This is a genomic window from Stenotrophomonas sp. PS02297, from assembly GCF_029959705.1.
Classification (GTDB): Bacteria; Pseudomonadota; Gammaproteobacteria; order Xanthomonadales; family Xanthomonadaceae; genus Stenotrophomonas; species Stenotrophomonas nitritireducens.
Map to the genome: position 1 here is coordinate 1 of NZ_JASCOS010000032.1, position 21,554 is coordinate 21,554.

At 69.6% G+C, this 21,554-nt stretch carries 21 protein-coding genes; 4 read left to right on the forward strand and 17 right to left on the reverse strand.

Annotated elements, in window-relative coordinates; translation table 11 throughout:
- The 6 genes from QMX80_RS08710 to QMX80_RS08735 form a co-directional block, all read right to left on the reverse strand.
- Positions 1-900, reverse strand: a 900-nt coding sequence (locus QMX80_RS08710; protein WP_282276521.1) for an ABC transporter permease subunit, incomplete at its 3' end; no start/stop codon positions are given.
- A 12-nt stretch (positions 901-912) separates the two neighbouring features.
- The gene (locus QMX80_RS08715; RefSeq protein ID WP_055764588.1) at positions 913-1,806 is read right to left on the reverse strand and encodes an ABC transporter ATP-binding protein; all 894 of its coding nucleotides are present in this window, start codon (positions 1,804-1,806) and stop codon (positions 913-915) included.
- A gap of 119 nt (positions 1,807-1,925) precedes the next feature.
- A complete protein-coding gene (locus QMX80_RS08720; protein ID WP_282276522.1) occupies positions 1,926-2,318 on the reverse strand; it encodes a VOC family protein in 393 nt (130 codons plus the stop codon).
- Positions 2,315-3,376: a serine hydrolase domain-containing protein gene (locus QMX80_RS08725; RefSeq protein WP_282276524.1), complete on the reverse strand. Its 1,062-nt coding sequence runs from the start codon at positions 3,374-3,376 to the stop codon at positions 2,315-2,317. The genes QMX80_RS08720 and QMX80_RS08725 overlap by 4 nt, the downstream gene beginning before the upstream one ends.
- A gap of 31 nt (positions 3,377-3,407) precedes the next feature.
- Entirely contained in the window at positions 3,408-5,318 is a 1,911-nt protein-coding gene (locus tag QMX80_RS08730) for a DUF885 family protein (RefSeq protein WP_282276526.1), read from the reverse strand.
- A 140-nt stretch (positions 5,319-5,458) separates the two neighbouring features.
- Positions 5,459-6,136 (reverse strand): DUF502 domain-containing protein, encoded by a 678-nt coding sequence (locus QMX80_RS08735; RefSeq protein ID WP_055765366.1) that lies wholly within the window; start codon positions 6,134-6,136, stop codon positions 5,459-5,461.
- Positions 6,137-6,264: 128 nt separating this feature from the next.
- Here QMX80_RS08735 and QMX80_RS08740 point away from each other — a divergent pair, with 128 nt between their 5' ends.
- Positions 6,265-7,620, forward strand: a complete 1,356-nt coding sequence (locus QMX80_RS08740) for a hypothetical protein (protein ID WP_282276527.1) — start codon at positions 6,265-6,267, stop codon at positions 7,618-7,620.
- Positions 7,621-7,698: 78 nt separating this feature from the next.
- Here the strand turns inward: QMX80_RS08740 and QMX80_RS08745 are convergent, their stop codons facing one another.
- The 4 genes from QMX80_RS08745 to trxA form a co-directional block, all read right to left on the reverse strand.
- Positions 7,699-8,163, reverse strand: a complete 465-nt coding sequence (locus QMX80_RS08745; RefSeq protein WP_055764598.1) for a DUF4442 domain-containing protein — start codon at positions 8,161-8,163, stop codon at positions 7,699-7,701.
- A 67-nt stretch (positions 8,164-8,230) separates the two neighbouring features.
- On the reverse strand, positions 8,231-9,862 hold the full coding sequence (locus tag QMX80_RS08750; RefSeq protein WP_282276528.1) for a CHASE2 domain-containing protein: 1,632 nt from the start codon (positions 9,860-9,862) through the stop codon (positions 8,231-8,233).
- Positions 9,859-11,520 (reverse strand): FecR domain-containing protein, encoded by a 1,662-nt coding sequence (locus QMX80_RS08755; protein ID WP_282276529.1) that lies wholly within the window; start codon positions 11,518-11,520, stop codon positions 9,859-9,861. Before QMX80_RS08755 ends, QMX80_RS08750 begins: the two co-directional genes overlap by 4 nt.
- Before the next feature lie 166 nt (positions 11,521-11,686).
- Positions 11,687-12,544 carry a thioredoxin gene (gene trxA, locus QMX80_RS08760; protein WP_282276530.1) on the reverse strand — a complete coding sequence of 286 codons (858 nt, stop codon included), beginning with the start codon at positions 12,542-12,544 and terminating at the stop codon, positions 11,687-11,689.
- 122 nt (positions 12,545-12,666) lie between these two features.
- On the opposite strand from trxA, the gene QMX80_RS08765 reads away from it, so the two are divergent.
- The 3 genes from QMX80_RS08765 to QMX80_RS08775 are packed head-to-tail and all read left to right on the forward strand — an operon-like array spanning position 12,667 to position 13,996.
- Positions 12,667-13,314, forward strand: coding sequence for a hypothetical protein (locus QMX80_RS08765; RefSeq protein WP_282276531.1), 648 nt, complete (start codon positions 12,667-12,669; stop codon positions 13,312-13,314).
- Positions 13,311-13,784 carry a hypothetical protein gene (locus QMX80_RS08770; protein WP_282276532.1) on the forward strand — a complete coding sequence of 158 codons (474 nt, stop codon included), beginning with the start codon at positions 13,311-13,313 and terminating at the stop codon, positions 13,782-13,784. Before QMX80_RS08765 ends, QMX80_RS08770 begins: the two co-directional genes overlap by 4 nt.
- On the forward strand, positions 13,784-13,996 hold the full coding sequence (locus tag QMX80_RS08775) for a helix-turn-helix transcriptional regulator (protein WP_282276533.1): 213 nt from the start codon (positions 13,784-13,786) through the stop codon (positions 13,994-13,996). The genes QMX80_RS08770 and QMX80_RS08775 overlap by 1 nt, the downstream gene beginning before the upstream one ends.
- 91 nt (positions 13,997-14,087) lie before the next feature.
- Here the strand turns inward: QMX80_RS08775 and QMX80_RS08780 are convergent, their stop codons facing one another.
- The 7 genes from QMX80_RS08780 to QMX80_RS08810 all read right to left on the reverse strand — a co-directional run bounded on the left by QMX80_RS08780 (position 14,088) and on the right by QMX80_RS08810 (position 21,554).
- Positions 14,088-14,810, reverse strand: coding sequence for a DUF2968 domain-containing protein (locus tag QMX80_RS08780; protein WP_282276535.1), 723 nt, complete (start codon positions 14,808-14,810; stop codon positions 14,088-14,090).
- 139 nt (positions 14,811-14,949) lie between these two features.
- Positions 14,950-17,043 carry a TadG family pilus assembly protein gene (locus QMX80_RS08785; RefSeq protein ID WP_345782362.1) on the reverse strand — a complete coding sequence of 698 codons (2,094 nt, stop codon included), beginning with the start codon at positions 17,041-17,043 and terminating at the stop codon, positions 14,950-14,952.
- An 88-nt stretch (positions 17,044-17,131) separates the two neighbouring features.
- Positions 17,132-17,509 carry a DUF3613 domain-containing protein gene (locus QMX80_RS08790; RefSeq protein ID WP_282276537.1) on the reverse strand — a complete coding sequence of 126 codons (378 nt, stop codon included), beginning with the start codon at positions 17,507-17,509 and terminating at the stop codon, positions 17,132-17,134.
- Complete coding sequence (locus tag QMX80_RS08795; protein ID WP_282276538.1) at positions 17,506-18,306, reverse strand: Flp pilus assembly protein TadD; 801 nt, start codon at positions 18,304-18,306, stop codon at positions 17,506-17,508. The genes QMX80_RS08790 and QMX80_RS08795 overlap by 4 nt, the downstream gene beginning before the upstream one ends.
- Positions 18,303-19,244: a type II secretion system F family protein gene (locus QMX80_RS08800; protein WP_282276540.1), complete on the reverse strand. Its 942-nt coding sequence runs from the start codon at positions 19,242-19,244 to the stop codon at positions 18,303-18,305. The genes QMX80_RS08795 and QMX80_RS08800 overlap by 4 nt, the downstream gene beginning before the upstream one ends.
- Positions 19,245-19,293: 49 nt before the next feature.
- Complete coding sequence (locus QMX80_RS08805; protein WP_057505188.1) at positions 19,294-20,205, reverse strand: type II secretion system F family protein; 912 nt, start codon at positions 20,203-20,205, stop codon at positions 19,294-19,296.
- Positions 20,202-21,554, reverse strand: a complete 1,353-nt coding sequence (locus QMX80_RS08810) for a CpaF family protein (protein WP_282276542.1) — start codon at positions 21,552-21,554, stop codon at positions 20,202-20,204. The genes QMX80_RS08805 and QMX80_RS08810 overlap by 4 nt, the downstream gene beginning before the upstream one ends.

The window sequence follows — 21,554 nt, forward strand, 5'->3', positions numbered from 1 at the left end:
GCCGAAGTCCGGGGTCACGCGCGGTGCGGCGACGGCCGCGCGCGTACTGGAGGCCGCTGCCGGCTGCCTGCCGCGCTGGCGCCGGCTGGCGCGGCCGGCGCCGGCGCGCTCGGTGCGGAACAGGGCGAAGGTGGCGGCGAACAGCGCGGCGCTGACCGCCAGCCACAGCACGCGGTTCTGCAGCAGGAAGCCGGACAGCGCCGGCAGGCCGGTGTTGCGCTCCTCGGCCGACCAGTAGCGGGTGGCATGGCCGATCGCGCGGATGCCGAGCGGGTCGAGCAGGGCGGAGACCTGCTGGTTGTCGATGTCGGCCAGGATCGCCCGGCTGACGCCATACAGGACGAAGAAGACGATGACGCCGATGTACACCCACAGGATGTTGCGGGTGGTGGCGGCCAGCAGCGACAGCAGCGCGGTGGTGAACAGCACGTTGGGCACCACCATCACCGCGAACGCCCACAGGTAGGGGCGCAGCGAGACGGGGCCCAGGCGCGCCGCATCGATCCACGGCATGAACTGGGCGATGAACAGGCCGCAGGCGATGATCACGTACATCACCAGGCAGGCCAGCAGCGCCGCGCCGAGGCGGCCGAGCAGATAGTCGCGGCGCTTGATCGGGCTGGAGAACACCAGTTCGGCGGTGCCCAGTTCGAAGTCGCGCAGCAGGGCGTTGCTGACGAACAGGGTGGTCACCAGCAGGCCCAGCAGGCTGAAGACCGTCATCAGCGCGGTGATGACCGACGGGGCATTGCGGTGCACGTTGCCGATGCCGCCGCCGATCTGGACGGCGTCGCTGGACGCCGCGGCGAAGGCCATCAGCGCCAGGAACAGGGCCAGCAGCCACAACAGCGGGGAACGCAGCTGCTCGCGCAGCTCGAAGCGCAGGAAGTTCAGTGTCATCGGCCGTCTCCGTCAGGCGGCCTGCGCCTGCAGGCGCAGGCGCTGGAAGTAGACGTCCTCGAGCCCGGGCTCGACCGGGGCGAAGCCTTCGTCCGGCTGGCTGGCGCTGAACACATGGATCACCGGATGGCCGCCGACCAGGCGCGTGGACAGCACGGTGAAGCGCGATTCGTACTCGGCCAGCGCGGCCTTGGCGACCTGTTTGCGCCAGACCTGGGCCTGCAGCGCGCCGATCGCATCGGCCGGCCTGCCGGTCAGCAGCACCTGGCCCTTGTTCATGATGGCCATGTTCGGGCACAGGTCGGTGACGTCCTCGACGATGTGCGTGGACAGGATCACCGCCACGTTCTCGCCGATCTCGGCCAGAAGGTTGAGGAAGCGGTTGCGCTCCTCCGGATCCAGGCCGGCGGTGGGCTCGTCGACGATCACCAGCTGCGGGTTGCCGAGCAGGGCCTGGGCGATGCCGAAGCGCTGGCGCATGCCGCCCGAATAGGTGCCGAGCTTGCGCTTGCGTGCATCCCACAGGTTGACCTGCTGCAGCAGGCCCTCGACCACTTCCTTGCGCTGCCGGCGCGCGGTCAGGCCCTTGAGCACGGCGAAATGATCGAGCAGGTCCAGCGCGCTGACCTTCGGGTAGACGCCGAAATCCTGCGGCAGGTAGCCGAGCCGCCGGCGCAGCGCGTCCTTGTCGCGGAGCACGTCGATGCTGGCGCCGTCGGCGGTGGTCAGCGTGGCGCTGCCGGTGTCCGCTTCCTGCAGGGTCGCCAGGGTGCGCATCAGCGAGGACTTGCCGGCGCCGTTGGGGCCGAGCAGGCCGAACATGCCGCGCGGGATGTCCAGATCGACATTCTTCAGCGCGTGCACGCCATTGGCGTAGGTTTTGGATAGACCGCGGATCTGCAGCATGGACGGACACCTCCCTGGACGATGTGGACATCATTCCGGCGGCGGCCGTGGTCGGGCAATGCGCCGGAAGTCATTGGGACCAGGGACGTGGCGGCGACGGGAATGTGACCAGGAGAGGCTCAGCCGGTTTCGTACAGTTCCAGCGGCAGGTCGTCCGGATCGGCGAAGAAGGTGAAACGGCGGCCGGTGTATTCGTCCACGCGCACCGGTTCGCAGGCCACGCCTTCGGCCTGCAGGTGGGCGACGGCCGCGTCCAGCGCGGCGACGCGGAAGGCGAGATGCCGCAGGCCGCACGCTTCCGGGCGGCTGGGCCGCGGCGGCGGCGCCGGGAAGGAAAACAGTTCCAGCTGGCCGCCGTCGGGCAGGCGCAGGTCCAGCTTCCAGGACCGGCGCCCGGCGCGGTAGTGCTCGGCGACCACCTCCAGCCCGAGGATGCGGGTGTAGAAGTCGCGCGAGCGCGCGTAGTCCGAAGCGATCAGCGCGACATGGTGGATGCCGTGCAGCAGCTTCACCGTTTCGCTTCCTGCCAGCGCCGGGCGATCTCCAGCGCCAGCGGATAGGGCTCCGGATCGTTGCGGTTGGTCAGCACGATCACCGTCAGCTTCTGCTTCGGATAGCGCAGGATCACGTTGCGGAAGCCGATGCTCTCGCCGCTGTGCCACAGCGCGTCGCCGTTGATGCGCCAGCCGAAGCCGTAGTACGGCACGTCCGGTTCCGGCGTCTTGGTGGCCGGGCTGAAGGCCAGGCGCAGCGAGGCGCGGCGCAGCAGGCGTTCGTCGTACAGCGCCGCATCCCACCGGGCGAGGTCGTCGAGGGAGGAATAGATGCCGCCGTCGCCGAGCACGGCGCTGGTGGTGCTCTGGTCGGTGCGCTGCCAGTGGCCGTCGATCCCGCTGTAGCCATAGGCGCGGGAGGCCACCTCGTCCACGCCGTCCTGATGGGCGACGGTGGCATCCATGCCCAGCGGCAGGAAGATGCGCTGGCGCAGGAAGCTGGCGAAATCGCTGCCCGAGGCCTTGCCGACGACCAGCGCCAGCAGCGCATAGCCGCTGTTGCTGTAGCGGTAGTCGCTGCCCGGCGCGAAGTAGGTGCGGTTCTCCTTCTCCAGCAGGTGCAGCACGTCGATATCGTGCACCTGCCGCGTATCGGCCGGGTCCATGAGGTCTTCGTAATCGAGCAGGCCGCTGGTGTGGCTGAGCAGGTGCCGCAGGGTCATCGCGTCGGCCACCGCCGGCAGGCCGGGCAGCCACTTCTTCAGCGGGTCGTCGATGGACAGCTTGCCGTCCTCGGCCAGCAGCAGGACGGCCGCGGCGGTGAACTGCTTGCTCACCGAAGCCAGGCGGAAGTTGGTCGCCGGCGAGACCGGCGTGCCGTCCTCGACCACCGCCAGCCCATAGCCGCGCCGGAATACCGGCTGGCCGTCCTTGAGCACCAGCACCGCGGCGCCGGGCACGCGGCCGTCGTAGCGCTGCATCAGGCCGTCGATGCCGGCGTCGGGAGGCGGGGCGGGCGCCGCAGCGGCGGCCACCGTGGAGAACGCGGACAGGCACAGCGGGGCGAGTCGGGACATCCACGGCGACATGGCGGCTCCTTGGGCGGGGTCAGTTTTTCTTGCTGGCGATCCAGCGGTCGATCTTGGCTTCCAGAATATCCAACGGCATCGAGCCGTCCTTCAAGACTTCGTTGTGGAACTCGCGCGGGTCGAAGCCTTCGCCCAGCGCGGCCTGTGCCTTCTCGCGCAGGCGCCGGATCTTGATCTCGCCCACGCGGTAGGCCAGGGTCTGCCCGGGCAGGGCCATGAAGCGCTCTACCTCCGCGGCGGCGTCGGCGGCGCTGAGGTCGGCGTTCTTCACCATGTAGTCGATCGCCTGCTGGCGGCTCCAGCCGGCCGCATGCAGGCCGGTGTCGGCGACCAGGCGCACGGTGCGCAGCAGGGTGGTCTGCAGGTAGCCGAGGCGGTCGTAGGGATCGCGGTAGATGCCCATTTCATCGCCCAGCGATTCGGCGTACAGGCCCCAGCCCTCGACGAAGGCGACGTCGCCGCCGAGCCGGCGGAAGCGCGGCAGGGTGGACAGTTCCTGCTGCAGGCCCAGCTGCAGGTGATGGCCGGGAATGCCTTCATGCAGGTACTGCAGTGGCACCGCCCAGCGCTTGCGTGAGGGCAGGTCGCGGGTGTTGACCTGCAGCACGCCGGGCTGGCTGCCATCGGCCGGGGACGGCGGCTGGTAACTGGCGGCGCTGGCGGTCAACGCGTGTTCGGCCGGGACCGGCCGGATGTCCAGCGCCGCCTTGGGGCGGGTGTCGAACAGGGCCGGCAGCGCGGCGTCCACCTGCTGGCCGACCTCGCGGTAGCGCGCCAGCAGCGCGGCCTCGTCACGGAAGGTGAACTGGCGGTCGTTGCGCATGGCGGCGAAGGTCTTCTGCGCCGACCCGCGGATCTTCGCCTCCTTCATCACGGTGGCGATGCGCTCCTGCAGGTCCTTGACCTCCTGCTCGCCGAGTTCGTGGATTTCCGCCGGCGTGCGCGAGGAACTGGTCAGGTTGGCGATGGTGTGCGCGTACCAGGCCTGGCCGTTGGGCAGGGCGCCGAGGCCGTCGGTGACGCGCGCGGCGGGCAGGTACTGGGTGGCGATGAAGCCGCGCAGCGCGCGGTAGGCCGGCAGCAGCCGGTACTCGATCATGCGCTTGTATTCGGCGGCCAGCCGTTCCCGGTCTTCGGCGGAGAAGTCTTCCGGCATGTTGCGGACTGGCGCCCAGAAGATGCTCTCTTCGGCGCTGGGCTTGATCACCGCATCCAGCTGCGGCAGCACCTTTTCCATCAGCGCGCGCGGCTGCACCACGCCGGCGGCCATGCCTTCGCGCATGTTGGCGATGGCCTGGTCGAACAGCGCCGGCACGGCCAGCGAGCGGCGCGACCAGTTCTCGTAGTCCTTCACCGTGCGGAACGGCTGCGCGCCGGCGCCGGAGCCGAGCACCGCGATGATGCTGGCCAGGTTGTTGTAGGGGTTGATCGGCAGCATCCACGACGGCTGCTGCTCGGCGGCCAGCGAGATGTGCGCATCGCGCACGAAGATCTCGTAACTGAGCAGGTCCTGGCCCTGCAGCCCGTCCTTGCCCACCGCCTCGGCCTTGCCGAGCCATTCGACCATGAAGTCGTGCGCCTGCTGGCGCGAGGCCGGCGACAGGAAGTTGGGCAGCTGGTCGTTGAAGCGCGGGTCGCCCTGGAAGGTGGCCTGCAGCGGGTTCAGCCGCATCGAGGCGTCCCAGTATTCATCGTAGATCCGGTTCAGGCGGCTGGCGTTGTCCTGGATGATGGGCAGCGGCGCGCGGGCCGGTCTTGCCGCCGGTCGCGCCACCGCCTTGCCGCTGCGCGCCTTGGGCTTGGCGCTGCGGGACTGCGTCGCGGTCGGGCGCTGGCTCTTCTTCTTCGCTGCATCGGCGGGCGCGGCGGCGGAGAAGATCAGGAGGGAGGCTACGGCAAGCGCGAGAAAGCGAAGCGGGCTGGAGGACATCGGTGATTCCGGAAACGCACAAGCCCGCGAGCTTGCCCGATATCGCCGGATACGGCCAGACAGCGCGGCGCGGCGGAGCGGCTCCGTACAGCCATGGTCGATGCCACGGCTGTGGATGAAGCGCTACGCCGCCGCCGGTTTCAGCGTTCCCCGGCGCGGGTGAACGGAACGCTCTCGGGGGCGACCGCGCCGCCGGAGATGATGAAGCTCATGGCCTGGTCCACCGTCCAGTCGGTCGGCGTGAGCAGTTCCACCGGGACGATTTCCAGATAGCCCGACGTCGGGTTGGGCGTGGTCGGCACATACACCGCTGCCAGCTCGCGGTTGGTGCCGTGTTCGCGGATGACCCGCGTCACCAGGCCTACCGACTTCATGTCGCGGTGCGGGAAGTCGATCAGCACCACGCGCTGGGTGCTGCCCGGCTGGGTCTGCAGGATGTCCAGCAGCTTCTTGGCGCTGTCGTAGATGACGCTGGCCAGCGGGATGCGGCGGATCACCGCGCCGAACCAGCGCAGCAGGCGCTGGCCGATCACGCGGCGGCTGAGCGCGCCGACCAGCAGGATCACCAGCAGCGTGGCGAGCAGGGCGAACACGTCCTGCATCCATTCCACCCGCACCCAGCCCAGGTAATGGGGGAAGGAGGCGGCGATGCGCTCGGACAGTGGCACCACCAGCGGACTGCTGATGCCGGACAGGAGCACGAACACGAACTTGATCACCACCCAGGTCAGCCAGATCGGCAACAGGGTCAGCAATCCGGTCAGGAACAGGCGCTGCAGGGAGGGACGGTGGGGCGTGGGGGAAGCTTCGGGCGACATGTGCGGATTGTAGCGTCGCCGGCTGTTGCGGAGCATGGCGATTGCGTGCCGCTGTGTTGCCGTATATGTAACAGTTCCGGTCCGCGCGCCCGTTGGCGGATGGCGGCGCGATTCCAAGGGAGAGGACGATGGGCAAGGCATTGCAGCGGGCGCTTGGTGGACTGGCCGGAGGGGTGCTGCTGGTCGCGGTGGTTCTGCTGGCCTCCTGGCTGTGGCCATTGTCGGCGGCGCAGGAACGCACGTTGGCCGCGCTGGAAGCGCCGCGTGCCCTGCCGGGCAGCAACGCCTACGTCACCCTGGCCTCGCTGGGGGTGGAAGGCCCGCTGGCGCAGCGGCAGGCGCGGGTGGACGAACACACCCGCCAGTTCGAGACGTGGTACGCCGACCGATACGTCCCCGGCTTCATCCGCGGCGACACCGAAGACAAGGCGGGCACGCCGCCGCGATTGCCGGGCGAAGATACGCCGTCGCCTGCCGTGGATACGGTGCTGTGCGGCTTCGGCGGGGCGGCCGGCTGCCTGGACGCGGTGCGGAGTCAGCCACAGGCCGTCGCCGCCGCACTGGCGCCGCATGCCACGTTGCTGGCGCGCATGGACGAGCTGGCGCTCCATGGACATTACCACTCGCCACTGACGCAGGCGGCGGCGACGCCGTGGCCGGATATGCGCCAACTGACGGTGCCGCTGAGCGCGCACGCGCTGGCCCACGTGCAGGGCGACAGCGCGCGTGCTTTGGCCGGCCTGTGCCGCGATGCCGGGAGCGGACGCATGCTGATGGCGCAGGGCGACAATCTCCTGACGACGATGACGGGAAGCGCGATGCTGGCGGCCAACGCGAAGATGTTCGCCGCGGTGCTGGCCGAACTGCCGCTGGACGCACCGTTGCCCGCCAGCTGCGGCAAGGCTTTCCTGCCGTTGTCTGCGGACGAGGCCAGCGTGTGCAACGGCATGCGCGGCGAGTTCGCCATGCAGCGCGGGCTTGCGGCGCTGATGGACCAGAAGATCGAGCACGGCCAGCGCTACACCCGGCTGTTCTACAGCAGCGGGAAGACCCTCGCCCGGCAGGCCGAGACCCTGGGGCAGTCCTGTCTTCCGGAAACCCGGCAGGCCATCGCCGAGGATCGCAAGCTGCCGGTTCCGTCCGTGGCGGCATCGGCGTGGTGGCAGCCGCAATGCCTGACCAATGCCATCGGCTGCATCGTCGGCGACATCGCCAGACCCGCCTACCAGGGATACGCGCATCGGCAGCAGGACGCGGCCGCGCAGCTGCGGTTGCTGCAGGCCGCGTTGTGGCTGCGCGGACAGGCGGTGCAGGGGACGGCTGCGCCCTTGGCGGAGCGCCTGGGCAACCTGCCTGCCGGACTGCGCAGCGCGCACCGCCCCATTACCCTCTCCGCCGACGGCATGGCGCTGGAGACGCCGGCCTATGGCAAGGATAGGCAGATGCTGCGGATACCGTTGCCGCAGGCCGTATCCGGCCAATGACACCCGACCGCCGCAGGAGCGGCTTCGGTCGCGATCGAGCGGTATCGGTAAAGTCCCCGGTTGCGACTGGAGTCGTTCCTATGCGGCAGGCTGGCGCGCTTCCGGCTTGAGCCGCACGTAGACCTGCTTGCGCACGCGCGCGACCACCTCGCCCTGCGCGTCGAGGATGTCGTTGGCGAACCAGCGCAGGTATTTGCCGCCATCGGCGGTGGCCGCGCGTACCTCGTCGAGCGTGGCCTCCTCGAGCCGGAACTCGGTGGCGACCGTGCCCTTGCCGGGTTTGACGAACTCGATTTCGCCGGCCTTGTCCCATACGTAGTAATCGCGGCCGAGGTTCTGCAGCAGGCACAGCATCCAGAACGGATCGGTCATCGCGAACAGGCTGCCGCCGAAGTGGGTGCCCACGTAGTTGACGTTCCACGGGCGCTGACGCAGTTCGACGCGCACGTGGCGGTAGTCGGCGCGGATGTCGGTGACATGGATGCCGGTGAACAGGAACGGCGGCCAGAGGTTGATGCCCAGGCGGAACGTGCTGGCTTTCATGGCGTGGCGGTGTGCAAGGGGGAGTCGAGTCTAGCATTCGCCCCCGTATGGAATGGCGCGCGGCGCCTCAGCCGGCCGGCGCCACCTGATAGCCGTCCCGGCCGGCGGCCTTGGCCTGGTAGAGCGCGGCGTCGGTGGCACGGAACAACTGCGACGGCAGGCTGTCGGCGTCGGGCACCACGGTCCCCAGGCCGGCGGTGACGCTGATCCTGGCCTGGCGTCCCTTGCCCACGGCGATACCGGCCTGGCGGACGCGGACCAGGAGGGCTTCGATCAGCTGGATCGCGCCTTCGCTGCTGGTATCGGGCAGCACCAGCGCGAACTCGTCGCCGCCGAAGCGCGCGGCCAGGTCGCGCGGCCGCCGCGCCAGTTCGCCGATCATGCGCGCGGTCTGCTGCAGCACGAGGTCACCGACATGGTGGCCGAAGGTGTCGTTGTAGTGCTTGAAGTTGTCCAGATCGATCAGGACCAGGCTCAACGGCCGCCCGCTGCGCCGTGCCGCCTCGTATTCCAGGCGCAGCGCTTCCTCGAAGCGCATGCGGTTGGCCAGGCCGGTCAGCGGATCGCGGTTGGCCTGGCGGCGCCAGTAGCGCATCTGCCACAGCCCCCATGCCAGCAGCATCAGCATGACGCCGGCGACGGCCGCCACCGGCGCGAACCACAGGTCGAATCCGCGCAGCAGGACCAGGCTGAGCAGCAGGGGGAGCGCCAGCGCCGCCGCCGTGACCCGCAATGGCGACAGCCGTCGCTGGGTCATGCCCAGCGCGCACAATGCCACCAGCGCGATGACCATTCCCGATTGGACGCCCGGAGGCAAGGGCAGGATCACGCGTCCGCCCAGCAGCATGGAGGCGACGTTGGCCTGGTACTCGGTGCCGCTCATCCAGCTCTCGCGCGAGGTCGGCGTGAGCAGGCGCGGGGCGATGCCGCTGGCGGTCATGCCGACGATCACCCGCCGGTCGCGCAGCAGTCCCGATGGCAGGCGGCCTTCGAGCACGTCGATGTAGGACACCTGCGGGAAAGTGCCCGGCCGCCCGGCATAGCGCAGCCGCACGTAGTTGTCGCGCCGCCACTGGTAGGGCGAGGCGGTTTCCGGGGCCGGATCGCCGAGTCCCGGGACCGGGCCGTCCTTGCCGCTCAGCGCCAGGCCCAGCGCCGGCCAGTAGGCCGAGCCCACGCCCGCCTTCAGGTACAGGCCGCGGGCCACGCCGTCGCCATCGACTTCGATGTCGGTGTGGGCCAGCGTCCTGGCCGCCGAGGCCAGGACCGGCACCGGCAGCAGTTCCTCGGGCACCGCCGCGTCGCTGGCCGATGCCGCCAGCACCGGCAGCACCACATTGCCGCTGCGTTTGATCGCGGCGGCCAGCTCCTCGTCCTGGGTGGCGTCCTTGCGGTCGGGCTCGGGAAACATCAGGTCCAGCGCGACGCGGCGGGCGCCGGCCTCGTGCAGGCGGTCCAGCAGGCGCGCATGCGTGCCGCGCGGCCATGGCCACTGTCCGAGCTGCTGCAGGCTGCGCTCGTCGATGGCGACGATGGCCAGGCTGTCATCCGGGGTGTAGTCCCAGCCACCCACCAGCTGGTCGTAGACATGTTCGTCCTGCTGCCAGAACAGGTGCGCCTGGCTGGCCCATCCGGCCAGGCCCCCGAGCACGCCGGCCAGCAGCAGCCGCTGGGGCCAGGGCAGCAGGATTGCCCTCATAGCGCCAACAGCAGCAGCGCGCCGGCTCCGGCGCCATAGCAGAGCTTGCAGGGCAGCCGGATCTGCTGGGCGGTGGAGAACGGCCCCGCATAGCCGTCGTCGTCGATGTACTGCACGCGCACATGCAGGGTGCCGCCGCGCCAGGGCTGCTTCATCGTGATCTCGGGCGCGGCGGTTTCGCGGTCGAGCAGCGGCATGCTGAAATCGCCGCGGCGGTCCATCTGCACGCGATAGCGCTGGCCTTCGGCGCCGGCCTGCCAACGCAGCGTCAGCTGACCTTTGCCCGCCTGCGCCGGCTGCAGGCCGGGATCGGACGGGGCGTCGCTGATCCGCAGCGGCAGGGCCTGCCCATAACGACCGCCCTGGCCCAGTGCGTCCACCGACGCGACCCGCCAGTAATAGTCGCCGGGCGCGAGCGCGACGGGCGAGCGCAGGCGCGTGGCATCGGTCCGGCTTTCGGCCAGCGGTTGCCGGAAGTCGGGCTCGCGCGCGATCTGCAGCAGGCTGCCGGCGGCACCGGCCACCTGCGCCCACGCGAACCGCGGATGCGCCTGGTTGAGGGTCTGGGCGTGCAGCGGGGCGGTGGTCAGCGGCGGCGGCAGGCCGTCGGGAACCCGGAAGTCGTGGGCGCTGTCATGGCCCTCGACACCGTCGGCATCGACCGCGCGTACCAGCAGGCGCAGTTGCCCGGGCGGCAGGTCGTCGATGCGGATGCTGGAATCGGGCGTGTCGCGCGCGAACAGCAGGACGTCCGGCGCATCGGCGCGTACCACCTCGATGCGGTAGCCACGCGCCTGCGGCAGTGCCTGCCAGGCGGCCAGCAGCGGCAGCGGCTCGAGCCGCAGGCGCGTGGTGTCGATCTCCGGCGCGGCGAGCAGCGGCTGGGCCGGTGCGGGCGCCCGTGCGGCGGACGCGCTCAGGCTGGCCTGGCCGGGATCGACCATCTGCCGGCCATGGCGGTTGCCCACCTGCACCCGGCCTTCGACCACCTCGGTGGCGCCCGGGTCGCCGCCATCCTGCGCCGCGCTGACGCGGAACACGGTACCGCGCACGCTGCTGGTGGCGGTGGGCGCGGTGATCATGTAGCGCGACGCCGGACCCTGCGCCGGGGTCACCCGGTTGCTGCTGCGGCCGCGCTGCAGGCGCAGGCGGGTATCCACCATGCCAGTGGCGCCATAGCTGCTGAGCTGGTCCAGGCGCAGTTCCGAGTTCTCGCGCAGCAGCAGGCGCGAGTCGTCGGCGAAGGCCAGGGTGATGCTGGCATCGGCGCTGGTGCGGATATGGCTGCCGATGGGCAACTGCATGCCTTCGCGGGCGGCGGTGGCGGCGCGGTCGCCGCCGCCGATCTCGACCTCGCCGCGCACGGCCACGACGCGCGCCGGCGCCGGTTCCACCCTCAGCCAGGCGATGGGGAAACGCAGCACCTGGCCCGGCGGCAGGCGGTAGGGATTGGAAACCGAGTTGTGGCCCTGGAGTTCTTCCCAGGACACGGTCGGCTTCAGATAGCGCGTCCCCAGGTCCCACAGGGTGTCACCCGGGCGCACGCGATAGGTCCAGTCCTGTGCGCTGGCCGCCGCCGAGCACGACAACGGCAGTGTCGCCAGTGCGATCTGCAGCAGAAGGGTCAGGCGCAGCGCACGCGGGTTGGACAGCATCATGGGCATCTCGGTCCTTGCAGGCGCGGGAGCCGGATGCCCGGATACTGTGCGCCCGGCACCCTCCATCCCCAGATGGCGCGGCGGAAACCGCCACGCGGTCATCACTATGATGAACGGTGCATTATCGGGCAGGCAGTGTTTCGCCTGCCTGAACGCGCAACGACACTCAGAACAGCAGTGACGACATGCGGCGGCGGTAACGGCCGACGAGGTCTTCGTCCTCGACGACCCGGAACGCGTCGATCAGCGCCTTGCGCGGCAGCCCTTCGCTGTAGTTGCGGTCGATCCGGAGCATTTCCAGGAACTGCTCCAGCGCCGCCTCGTCCTGGCCGCCCAGCAGGCTGTGGATGCCGAGCAGGTGGCGGGCCTGCAGGTCGTTGCCATCGGCCTGCACGCGCGCGGCCAGTGCATCGGCCGACGGCGCTCCGGCCAGCGCGGCGTGGAAGTCCAGCCGCGCGCGGGCGCGGATGGCGCGGTCGTCGGTGGCGAGGTTGGCGGGCAGGGCGTCGAGCAGCTGGCTGGCCTCCTGTACGTCGCCGGTCTTGATCAGGGCCAGCGCCAGGTCCAGCTTCAGCTCGGCCTTGTCCGGCTCGTTGGCGATGGCTTCGCGCAACGCGGCGACCTGCGACAGCGGATCCAGCGGCGCGGCCTCGGTTTCGATCTCGACGGGCGCTTCGGCCGGGGTGACGCCGTGCTGGGCCAGGAATTCGCGCAGCTGTCCTTCCGGCAGCGCGCCGGGGAAGCCGTCGACGATCTGCCCGCCCTTGACCAGGAATACCGTGGGCACCGAGCGGATCTGGAACGCCGCGGCGATCTGTTGTTCCTTGTCCACGTCGACCTTGGCCAGTTCGAAGGCGCCGTGGTATTCGCCGGCCAGCTTCTCCAGGATCGGCCCCAGCGTCTTGCACGGCCCGCACCAGGTCGCCCAGAAGTCCACCAGCACCGGCGTCTGCAGCGATTTCTGCAGGACTTCGGTCTCGAAGGTTTCGGTCGTGGCGTCGAAAACGTGGGGCAGGTCGGACATCGCGGTGCTCGCAGGAAAGTTCACGCCCGAGATGGTGGCAGAGCGCGCGGATGCAAGTCGATGTAAAGAATGTTTGACATCGCCCGAAGTGGATGTAATGTCTACTTTACATTTCGTACGCCATGGGTGACATCGTGGGCAAGGGGAAGATCGCGGGGGTGATGGTCGTCGCGGCGCTGGCGATGTGGTTGCTGCTGGCCGGGCCGGAGCGGGTGCTTGGCCTTGACGGCGGCAACGTCGGCATCCTGCTGCTGATGGGCGCGATGTGGGCGGCCGTGCACGGCATAGGCCGCGCCACGCGCGAGGAACTGGAAGGCGCGGGTTCGCCGGGCGAGTGGAAGGCGTGGCTGGGCCTGGGCTTCATGTCGCTGGCCGTCGTCTATGGCCTGGCCAAGGCGCCGCTGTTCCTGCACATGGCGCGCTGGAACGATCCCGATGCCGGCGCGGTCGCGCGCAACCTGGTGATGCTGCTGGTCGCGTGGACCGTGTTGTCGCGGTTGCTGGATTCGCGCTGGAAGGGCGCCGTGCGCGGCGACGAACGCGATCGGGGCATCGAACAGGCTGCGGCGGCGTGGGGGCGTGGCGCGCTGGTCGCCGGCGTAGTCGGCATCGCCCTGATGCTGGGGCTGTCGCCGGCGGAAAAACTGCAGTGGGCCAGGCCTTTCGTCGTCGCCAACCTGCTGGTGGGCACGCTGATGGGGAGCTGCCTGGTCGAGTATGCGGCTACGGCGCTCCAGTACTGGCGCGACCGGCGCGGGGTCGGGGCATGAAGCGAGCGCAGGACAGCGGACAGGTCATGGAGGAAGAACGGGTGAACGGCAGGGAGATGTTCGCGGCGATGAGCCGGCAGGAGAAGACGGCATGGCTGCTGCTGGCCGCCTTCGGCCTGTCGGCGGGCCTGGTGGGGTGGCGGCTGTTCTTTTCCGACGCCGCACTGGAAAAGAATGTCGTCTATCCGGCCTGGTACCTGTTCTGGATCGGATACTTCTTCTTCATCCGCAAGGACCGGACGGTGGCGGCGGACGAGCGCGACAGGATCATCCAGGCGCATGGCGTGCGGGCCGGCTATACCGCGTTGGCGTTGATGCTGGTGGTCGTTTCGGTGCTGGCCGAAGGCTACGGGGAGTTCGTCGCTTCGCGCACCGGCTATTGGCTGGCGAACTTCCTGGTCTGGCTGGTCTGCCTCTCCGTGAGCCTGCATGCGGCGGTCATGGTCTGGCATTACTGGCGCGACCGCTGATGAGCGGCACGCCGATCGGCAACGACATCCGCCGGCTGCGCTTCGAGCGCGGCGAAATAACCCAGCAGGCGCTGGCCGACGCCTGCGGCGTGACCCGGCAGACCATCATCGCGCTGGAAGCAGGGCGGTACGCGCCGTCGCTGGAACTGGCGTTCCGCATCGCGCGCACGTTCGGCGTCGGCGTGGAGGAGGTGTTCCGCTGGCAGCACTGACCTGCGCGGATGCGCCGCGCCGGCTTTCCGGACGGCGCACAGGGGAACGGCCCGCCGTGTGGCGGGCCGTTCTTACGCGCGATGCAGCCGATCAATGATGCGCGGGCTGTTCCTGCACCACGGTGGCGGGCGCGGTGACCGCCGGGGGCGCCGCCGCGGCGCTGGCAGGCAGCGACAGTTCCGGGTTGACCTGCTGTGCCTGCAGTGCCTTGATCTGCTGGTTCAGCGCTTCCAGCTGGGTGTTGGTGGCGCGCAGGTCCGAGCTGAGCGCCACCGCCTGCTGCTTGCGTTCCTGGATGGCGTTGCTGACCTGCAGCGATTGCTGGCGCTGCTGCTCGACCTCCTGCTGCAGGCCGCGCAGGCGCCGCTCGTTGAGCGCGACAAGTTTCTCGCTGTAGGCCTTGCCGGCCTGCAGGCGGATGGTGTCCAGGTAGACCTGGGCCAGTTCCTTGGTCTGTTCGGCGAAGGTCTGGTACAGCGTCTCGGCGCTCTCGGCCGATTCGGTGCGGATCACGCGCCAGAATTCCTTTTCATGGAACAGGGCGACGTAGTAGTTCAGCGACTCGGCATGGAACAGCAGGCTGGCGCCGTAGTTGCCGTTGTAGGTGGTGCGCATCTCGGTGAGTTCGCGGTTGCCCATCAGCCGCTGCAGGTCGCTCACCGTATTGCCGATGGCGCTGTCTTCGCTGCGGGCGGGCGCCGCGGGAACTTCGGCCTCGCCGCGCTGCCAGCGCCCGGCATGCGCATCGGGTGTGGCGGCCAGGCCGGCCAGTGCGAGCAGCGCGCAGCACAGCCACGCGGACAACGTATCCATCGTTCTCATAGTCCTCGAATCCCCCGGATCGCGACAACCACCGGACTGTCCATGCCGGCGGTGATTGGCGCCGAGTCTAGCATGTGGAAAACGGCCGGAAATCCATCGCCGGTCGCTGTCTTTCGTACGCCTGCCGCCATCAGTAGACCAGCTGCGCCGGGGCGCACTGGATCGACTGCACGTGTACGTCGGTGCGCCCCAGTTCAAGCCCGAGTACCTCGGCCAGCGTCCGCGTGAGCAGGGTGCCGACGCTGTTGAGGAGGGGCTTGAGGAAATCGAGCGCAGGCTTGAGGACCAGGCACAGCAGACCGTTGCAGGTGACCGCGCCGTTGCCCGGGCTGGTCACGCCACTGCCGCTGTAGGCATCGAGCAGGCCGCCGGGTGCGGTCTGGAGGTAGGAAGTCAGGTTGCGCTTGAGGCAGTTGTTGTAGTCCAGGTTGCCGAGCAGGCTGTTGCAGCGCTCGACGGCCAGCCCGCCCAGCAGGCTGCCGAGCAGCCCACTGAGTGCGCCCAGCCCCTGGCCGGTCGCCGTGGCACGGTAGCCCTCCCAGACCGAGCCATCGCGGAAACAGGTGTCCAGGTAGAGCAGGCCACAGGCAAAAGGCACGCCCTTGCTGACGTTCCAGTCGAGTGGTGGAAGCCCTTGGCTTCCGGTACGCAGCAGGTTGATGGTGCGGTCCACATCGTATCTGCCGCCGCCGGGATTGGCGGCTTTCAGGAACTGATCGGCGAGGTTGGCGGCGGTGGTGGGCTGGCTCATTCCCTGGCCGCGGGGGTCGAGCATGCGCGAGAGGACCTTGAGCAGTTCATCCACCAGGCGTTGGGCCGTGTCGCCGACCGCCAGCGGGTTGATCCGGGTCGAGCCCGTCTCGCCTTCGGCCAGGGTCAGCGACTGGCTGCCGGTGAGGGCGTCGATGCTGATCCTGTCGTTGATCAGCGGGGCGCCCAGCAGGGTCAGCAACTGCTCGTTCTGCAGGCGGGTGTCGCAGACCTCGCTCCTGGAGAACACGTCGGCCGCCGCTACCTTGCCAACGCAGCTGCGCAGCACCGAGGCATCGACGCGGATGGTCGCCGTGCGCGGTGCCTGCCCGCATTGCAACGAGGTCAACGTGCCCATCGCATTGGTGACGTCGGCATAGACCGGCAGTTTCAGCCGTGTCCCCAGCGTCGAGAGGACCGGGCCCAGCCCCGGGATCTTGTCGCTGTCGATGTCGATCGCCACGCGGACCTGGGCGTTGTACGCGCGGGCGCCCACGCCGCCGATGGCGATGGACGGCGGCTCGATGATGCCGGCGCGCACCTCGACCCCGCCGGCGATGACGAGATTGTCCACGGCCACGCCGCGGCCGCGGGAGGCGATGGCGATGGCCGTGGTCACCAGGTCCATCGCATTGACATCGGCCTGCAGCGCGCTGCCGATGGTGCCGTCGGGCGCGACCACCGCGGCGAACAGGCCGCCGGCCTGCCCGGTGCTGCCAAGCTGGAGATCGAGGCGGTCCAGGTCCAGCTGCGTGCCGATCCGGCTGGCCAGAGCATCCAGGCGCAGCCCGGCCATGCCGTTGCGGTCCAGCACGGTCGTGGTGGCGCTCAGCAGCCGGCCCAGCGAGACCTTGTTCGCCGCCAGGAACCGGTTGAAATCGGCCACGCTCATGTCGACGTCGACCGGAAGGCCCAGGGCTTCCAGCAGGCCGGCCGGCGTGACCTTGGCCTGGGCCAGTCCGTCATAGGCGAGCACGGTGGCGGTATCGACGTTGACCCCGACCAGGCGCAGGACATTGCCCAGCGGCGAATTGCCGTTGACCCGAAGCAGCTGCGAGCCGACGCTGAACACCGCGCTGGGCGGCGTGAGCTTGGCCACTGCCTCGGCCTGGACGGTCGGAAGGCCGGCGTTCTGGCCGAAGAACGGCAAGGCGGCACGGCGCGTGGTGACCTTGACCGCGTTGAGCGGATGGTCGCTGTCGACGGCTTCGCGGAAATGGTCCGCCGCCGGATTGGCGATACCCCAGTTGCCGCAGCGGATCGTGATGCTGCCCGCGAACCGGTTCTGTTCCATCGCGTTCTGGCGTGCGGCGCGGTTGTCCTGGTTGTCGGAGCTGCACAGTCCCAGCCGCTGCGCGCCGGCGAGCGCGGCCAGATCGGCGACCTTCTGCGCCTCGCGCTTGGCCCAATAGAGATGGCCGATCTCCACCAGGCCGAGGATCGCCACCAGGCCCAGCAGCAGCAACATCATCATCACCGAGCCGCCGCCGCGCTGGACCTGGGAGGAACGCGCACCGCCCGCGTGGGTCGGTGGTCGGGGACGTGGCGTGGTCATGGTGGCCTCAGCGGCTGGACCGGCCACTTCCCGACGTGGGCAGCGCGGCGTCGAAGTATTCGGGAACCGGATGCTTGAAGCTGTCGAGATAGCGCTGGTAGCTGCGGCTCGCCGCTTCGCCCAACATTGGCAGCGCGTTGCCGGCCTGCGTGCCTTCGGCCTGCAACCGGAGCAGGCTGCGGGTGGTCTCGCCGATCCCCGCGGGCGGAAACGCGGGTGCATCCGCGGCCGGCAAGGGCGCAGTGTCCCGCCGCATCGCCGGTTCCGTCGCGGCGACCGGCGTGGCCGGCATGTCGGTACGCGCGGTGAGTGGAAGGTGCTGGGCACGCGCGGGCGACCACGGCATCGCCAGCAGCAGGCACAGCGCGAAGAGGGAACGTGTCATGGCATCACCTCATCGGAGCGGTCGGACGACGGAGCGAAGCGTTCGAGCATGGAGCCGGGCGGGCGCTGGACGGTATCGCCTGCGGCTACCGGCGGTGCCGGGGATGCCTGCGCCCGCGCCGGGGCGGCCGGCGGCGAACGCAGCGTGGCGTAGAGGCGGGCGACCTCATCGCGCACCGGCCCGGAAAGGCGGGCGCCGCGCATGATCGTCTCGGCCAGGCTGGATTGGCCTGACAGCAGTGCCCAGAGCGCCAGGTTGGCGGCCGCACGCGAACTGTCGGGGGCCAGCTCGGCGGCCTTGGCCAAGGGCGCACGCGCGTCGGCGATGCGCCCGGACTGCAGCAGGGCGAAGCCGAGATCGCCGAGGTAGCGCGGCTCCAGCGGCTCCAGGCGCACGGCATTGGCAAGCGCCAGCTGCGCATTGTCGCGGTCGCCGGCGGCGGCGGCGCCCAGGCCGAGTCCATGCCAGGCCGGGGCGGGCTGCGGGCTGCGCCCCAGGCCGCGGTAGAGCGCGGCGGCGGCATCGCCATTGCCGGTCTCGCGCTGGGCATCGGCTTCCAGGATGCGCAGGTCGGGAGTGTCGCCGAAGCGTTTTTTGAAGGCGTCCACATGCGCCAGCGATGCGTAATAGGCGCCCTGGTCCTGCATCTGCCGGATCAGCGCCAGATACATGCCGCGATCGTCCTGCGGCGCGGGCTCCAGCGTCGGTTCCAGCGGCGGTTGGCGGTAGGCCATTCCGCCGTGCGCGCAGGCCGCCAGCAGCAGGACGAGCAGCGGGGGCAGCGCCGCGCGGTTCACGACTTGCCCATCCCGGCGAGCGCGCTCGCCAGGGCAAGAATGGCCGGGCCGGACAGCACCAGCATCAGTGCCGGCAGCAGGGTCAGCATCATCACCACGGTCATTTTCACGGACAGTTTCCCCACCTTTTCCTTCATCTTCATCCGCCGCTGCTCGCGCAGCCGCATGCCGAACTGCTTGAGCGGCTCCTGTACCGCGCCGCCGTGCTGGTGCACCTGCAGCACCATCTGCATCAGGCTGCGCAGGTCGTCGTTGCCGAAATCCTCGGAAAGGCGGCGCAGCGACTGCGCGCGGCTGCGGCCACGGGTGTAGGCGGCGTTGGCCTTGCGGATCTCGCCTCCCAGCGTCGGGATCGCCATGCGCAGCTTGTCGCCGATCATCTGCAGGCTCTGGTCGATGCTGAAGCCCACGCCCTGCAGCAGGCGCAGCAGGTCGATCAGCAACGGCAGTTCCTCGTCGACCCTGCGCCGCAGGCGGCCGGCCCAGCTGCGCAACGCCAGCTTCGGCAGCAGGATGCCGAGCGCGAAAGCGCTGACCACCAGGGCCGCGGCGCGGAGGCCATGCGGCTGCATCAACAGCAGGCCGAGCACCGGGAGCAGCACGGCCAGCAGCACGCGCAGCGCCAGGAAGGCGGTAGCGCCGGCGCGGTGGTTCCAGCCGACCTGTTCGAGCAGCAGCCGGTCTTCGGGCGCCAGCAGCATCTTCTGCAACTGGCTGCCCTCGAAGTGTTCGCCGATGGCGCTGAGTTCGGCCAGCAGCGCCTGCCAGCGGCCACGCGGCGGTGGCGCCTGCTCGGGCGCCTTCTGCGTATTGTCCAGCGCATGCTGCAGCGTCGCCTTGACCTGCTGCGCACGCCGGTCCTGGAACAGCAGGCCGGCGGCGGCCAGAAGCAGGGCCAGCGCCACGCAGGCAACGGCGAGGGCGAAGAGCAGGTTCATGCGCCGGTCTCGCGGCTGGGGGGCGGCGCCGGCGGGGACGGGTATCGGCTCATATCGATTTCGCCAACCGGTACAGGACGAACGCGCCGCCCGCTTCCAGCGCGACCGCCAGCAGCAGGAGCTTGCGCCCCAGCGGCTCATGGAACATGGGCTGGAAGAAATCGGGATTGAGCAGTGCCATGAACAGCGCCGAGACCACCGGCAGCAGGCCCAGTACCCAGGCCGACATGCGCGTCTCGGAGGTCGTTGCCTGCAGTTCGCGCTGGACTTCCTCCAGGTCGCGCATGAAATCGCTCATGCGCTGCAGGATCTGGTCGCTGCGGCCGCCGATGCGGATGCTGGTGCCGAGGATCACCGACAGCATTTCCAGCGGTTGCAGCCGATACGCCTGCGCTGCCTGCAGCAGGGCGCGGTCCAGGTCCATGCCGGCGCGGGTATAGCCCAGCGCGTTGTCGAGGATGGGGCGCAGCGGTGGGGTGACGTTCTGCGTCGCGCTCTGGAACGCCATCGACAGGCTGTTGCCGATGCCGGCCATGCGCACCATGTTTTCCAGGAAGTCCGGCATCTGCGCGATCAGCCGCTGGCGGATCTTCTCGATGCGCCGCTGCAGCCACAGGCCCAGGCCCAGGGCATACAGCGCCATCGTGACCGCGCCGAACCACGCGGAGCCCATGCGGATGCCGGCGCCGACCGGCAGGATGAGGGCGGGCAGGCACAGCAGGGCGAGCATGCGGCGGCTGTCGTCCAGGCCCGCGCGGCGCAGCAGTTCGGCCCAGCGCTGCCGTGGCGGTTGTGCGATGGTGGCATTGCCGGGCGCGGCGGCCGGTGCCGGCGCCAGCCGGGTCTCGGCGTGCAGCGCAGCGGCGCGCTGCTGCTGGCGCGCGGCAACGCCCCACCACAGGTGGATGGCGCCAACCGCCAGCAGCAGGGCGATGCTGGCCACCAGCAGTGCCCCGCTCACGGCAGTTCTCCAAGCGAGGCCTGGCGCAGTTCCATGCGGAACGGCTCGAGCTTGTGGCAATGAGGGTGGAAGCCGAGGCCGAGCCAGCGGTCGCGCTCGCGGCTGTCGTTGTCGATCCAGCTTTCGTGCTTGAACAGTTCCTGGCTGCTGATGATGTTGTCGCTGACGCCGGTGATTTCGGTGACGGACATGATCACGCGGCGGCCGCTGCCGAGGCGCGAGATCTGCACGATGAAGTCGATGGCGCTGGCGATCTGCCGGCGCAGGCTTTCCTCGCTGCCCTGGAAGCCGGCGAAGCCGGCCAGCATCTCCAGCCGGTACAGGCAGTCGCGCGGCGAATTGGCGTGGATGGTGGCCATCGAGCCGTCGTGGCCGGTGTTCATCGCCTGCAGCATTTCCAGCACTTCGGCGCCGCGCACCTCGCCCACCACGATCCGGTCCGGACGCATGCGCAGGCTGTTGCGGACCAGGTCGCGGATGTTGACCGCGCCGCTGCCGTCGAAACCGCCCAGCCGGCTTTCCAGCCGCACCACGTGCGGATGGTTGAGCGAGAGCTCGGCGGTGTCCTCGATGGTGATGACGCGTTCGTTGTGCGGGATGAAGGTGGCCAGCGCGTTGAGCAGCGAGGTCTTGCCGGAGCTGGTGCCGCCGGAGATCAGGATGTTGCAGCGCCCGCGCACCATCGCGTTGAGCAGCGCGTAGATGGGCTTGTCGAACGCGCCGCGACCGAGCAGTTCGTCCGGCGTGAACGGGTCCTTGCGGAACTTGCGGATCGAGACCATCGGCCCGTCGACCGCCAGCGGCGAGATGATCGCGTTGAGGCGGCCACCGTTGGGCAGGCGCGCGTCGACCATCGGGTTCGAGTCGTCCAGGCGCCGGCCGAGCGGGGCGATGATCCGGCGCAGGATGCGCAGCAGGTGGCGGTCGTCGCTGAAGCGCTGCGGCGCGCGCTGCAGCACGCCGCCGCTGGAGACGTGCACGTCCTTGTAGCCGTTGATCAGGATGTCCTCGATCTCCGGATCGTGCAGCAGGTCGTCCAGCGGGCCGAAGCCGATCAGTTCCTTCTGCAGCGCGATGGCGACGGTCTCCATCTCCTGCGCGTTGACCGGGATCTTCCATTCCTTGACGAAGGCCGCGGTCTGCGCCTGCACGAACCGGGCGATGGTCGATGGCGCCCATGCGTCGATATCGACCCGCTCGTCCTCGATGTGGTTGAGCAGGTACTCGTGCGCGGCCGAAAGCATGCTCTGGAACTGCTCGGTCTGGTCGAACGGCAAGCCCGGCGGCGCGTCCGCCTCGGCGGCGGGGGGCGTCATGCGCTGCGGCAGCGGAGTGATTTTGTCTTCCAT

Excerpts from the sequence above, each read along its gene's own strand:
- QMX80_RS08725 (WP_282276524.1), bottom strand. The coding sequence starts at position 3,376 with ATGTCCCGACTCGCCCCGCTGTGCCTGTCCGCGTTCTCCACGGTGGCC.
- QMX80_RS08800 (WP_282276540.1), bottom strand. The coding sequence starts at position 19,244 with ATGAACCTGCTCTTCGCCCTCGCCGTTGCCTGCGTGGCGCTGGCCCTG.
- QMX80_RS08740 (WP_282276527.1), top strand. The coding sequence starts at position 6,265 with ATGGGCAAGGCATTGCAGCGGGCGCTTGGTGGACTGGCCGGAGGGGTG.
- QMX80_RS08745 (WP_055764598.1), bottom strand. The coding sequence starts at position 8,163 with ATGAAAGCCAGCACGTTCCGCCTGGGCATCAACCTCTGGCCGCCGTTC.
- QMX80_RS08715 (WP_055764588.1), bottom strand. The coding sequence starts at position 1,806 with ATGCTGCAGATCCGCGGTCTATCCAAAACCTACGCCAATGGCGTGCAC.
- QMX80_RS08810 (WP_282276542.1), bottom strand. The coding sequence starts at position 21,554 with ATGGAAGACAAAATCACTCCGCTGCCGCAGCGCATGACGCCCCCCGCC.
- QMX80_RS08790 (WP_282276537.1), bottom strand. The coding sequence starts at position 17,509 with ATGACACGTTCCCTCTTCGCGCTGTGCCTGCTGCTGGCGATGCCGTGG.
- QMX80_RS08750 (WP_282276528.1), bottom strand. The coding sequence starts at position 9,862 with ATGAGGGCAATCCTGCTGCCCTGGCCCCAGCGGCTGCTGCTGGCCGGC.
- QMX80_RS08765 (WP_282276531.1), top strand. The coding sequence starts at position 12,667 with ATGGGTGACATCGTGGGCAAGGGGAAGATCGCGGGGGTGATGGTCGTC.
- QMX80_RS08730 (WP_282276526.1), bottom strand. The coding sequence starts at position 5,318 with ATGTCCTCCAGCCCGCTTCGCTTTCTCGCGCTTGCCGTAGCCTCCCTC.
- QMX80_RS08755 (WP_282276529.1), bottom strand. The coding sequence starts at position 11,520 with ATGATGCTGTCCAACCCGCGTGCGCTGCGCCTGACCCTTCTGCTGCAG.
- QMX80_RS08780 (WP_282276535.1), bottom strand. The coding sequence starts at position 14,810 with ATGGATACGTTGTCCGCGTGGCTGTGCTGCGCGCTGCTCGCACTGGCC.
- QMX80_RS08735 (WP_055765366.1), bottom strand. The coding sequence starts at position 6,136 with ATGTCGCCCGAAGCTTCCCCCACGCCCCACCGTCCCTCCCTGCAGCGC.
- QMX80_RS08785 (WP_345782362.1), bottom strand. The coding sequence starts at position 17,043 with ATGATGATGTTGCTGCTGCTGGGCCTGGTGGCGATCCTCGGCCTGGTG.
- QMX80_RS08775 (WP_282276533.1), top strand. The coding sequence starts at position 13,784 with ATGAGCGGCACGCCGATCGGCAACGACATCCGCCGGCTGCGCTTCGAG.
- QMX80_RS08770 (WP_282276532.1), top strand. The coding sequence starts at position 13,311 with ATGAAGCGAGCGCAGGACAGCGGACAGGTCATGGAGGAAGAACGGGTG.
- trxA (WP_282276530.1), bottom strand. The coding sequence starts at position 12,544 with ATGTCCGACCTGCCCCACGTTTTCGACGCCACGACCGAAACCTTCGAG.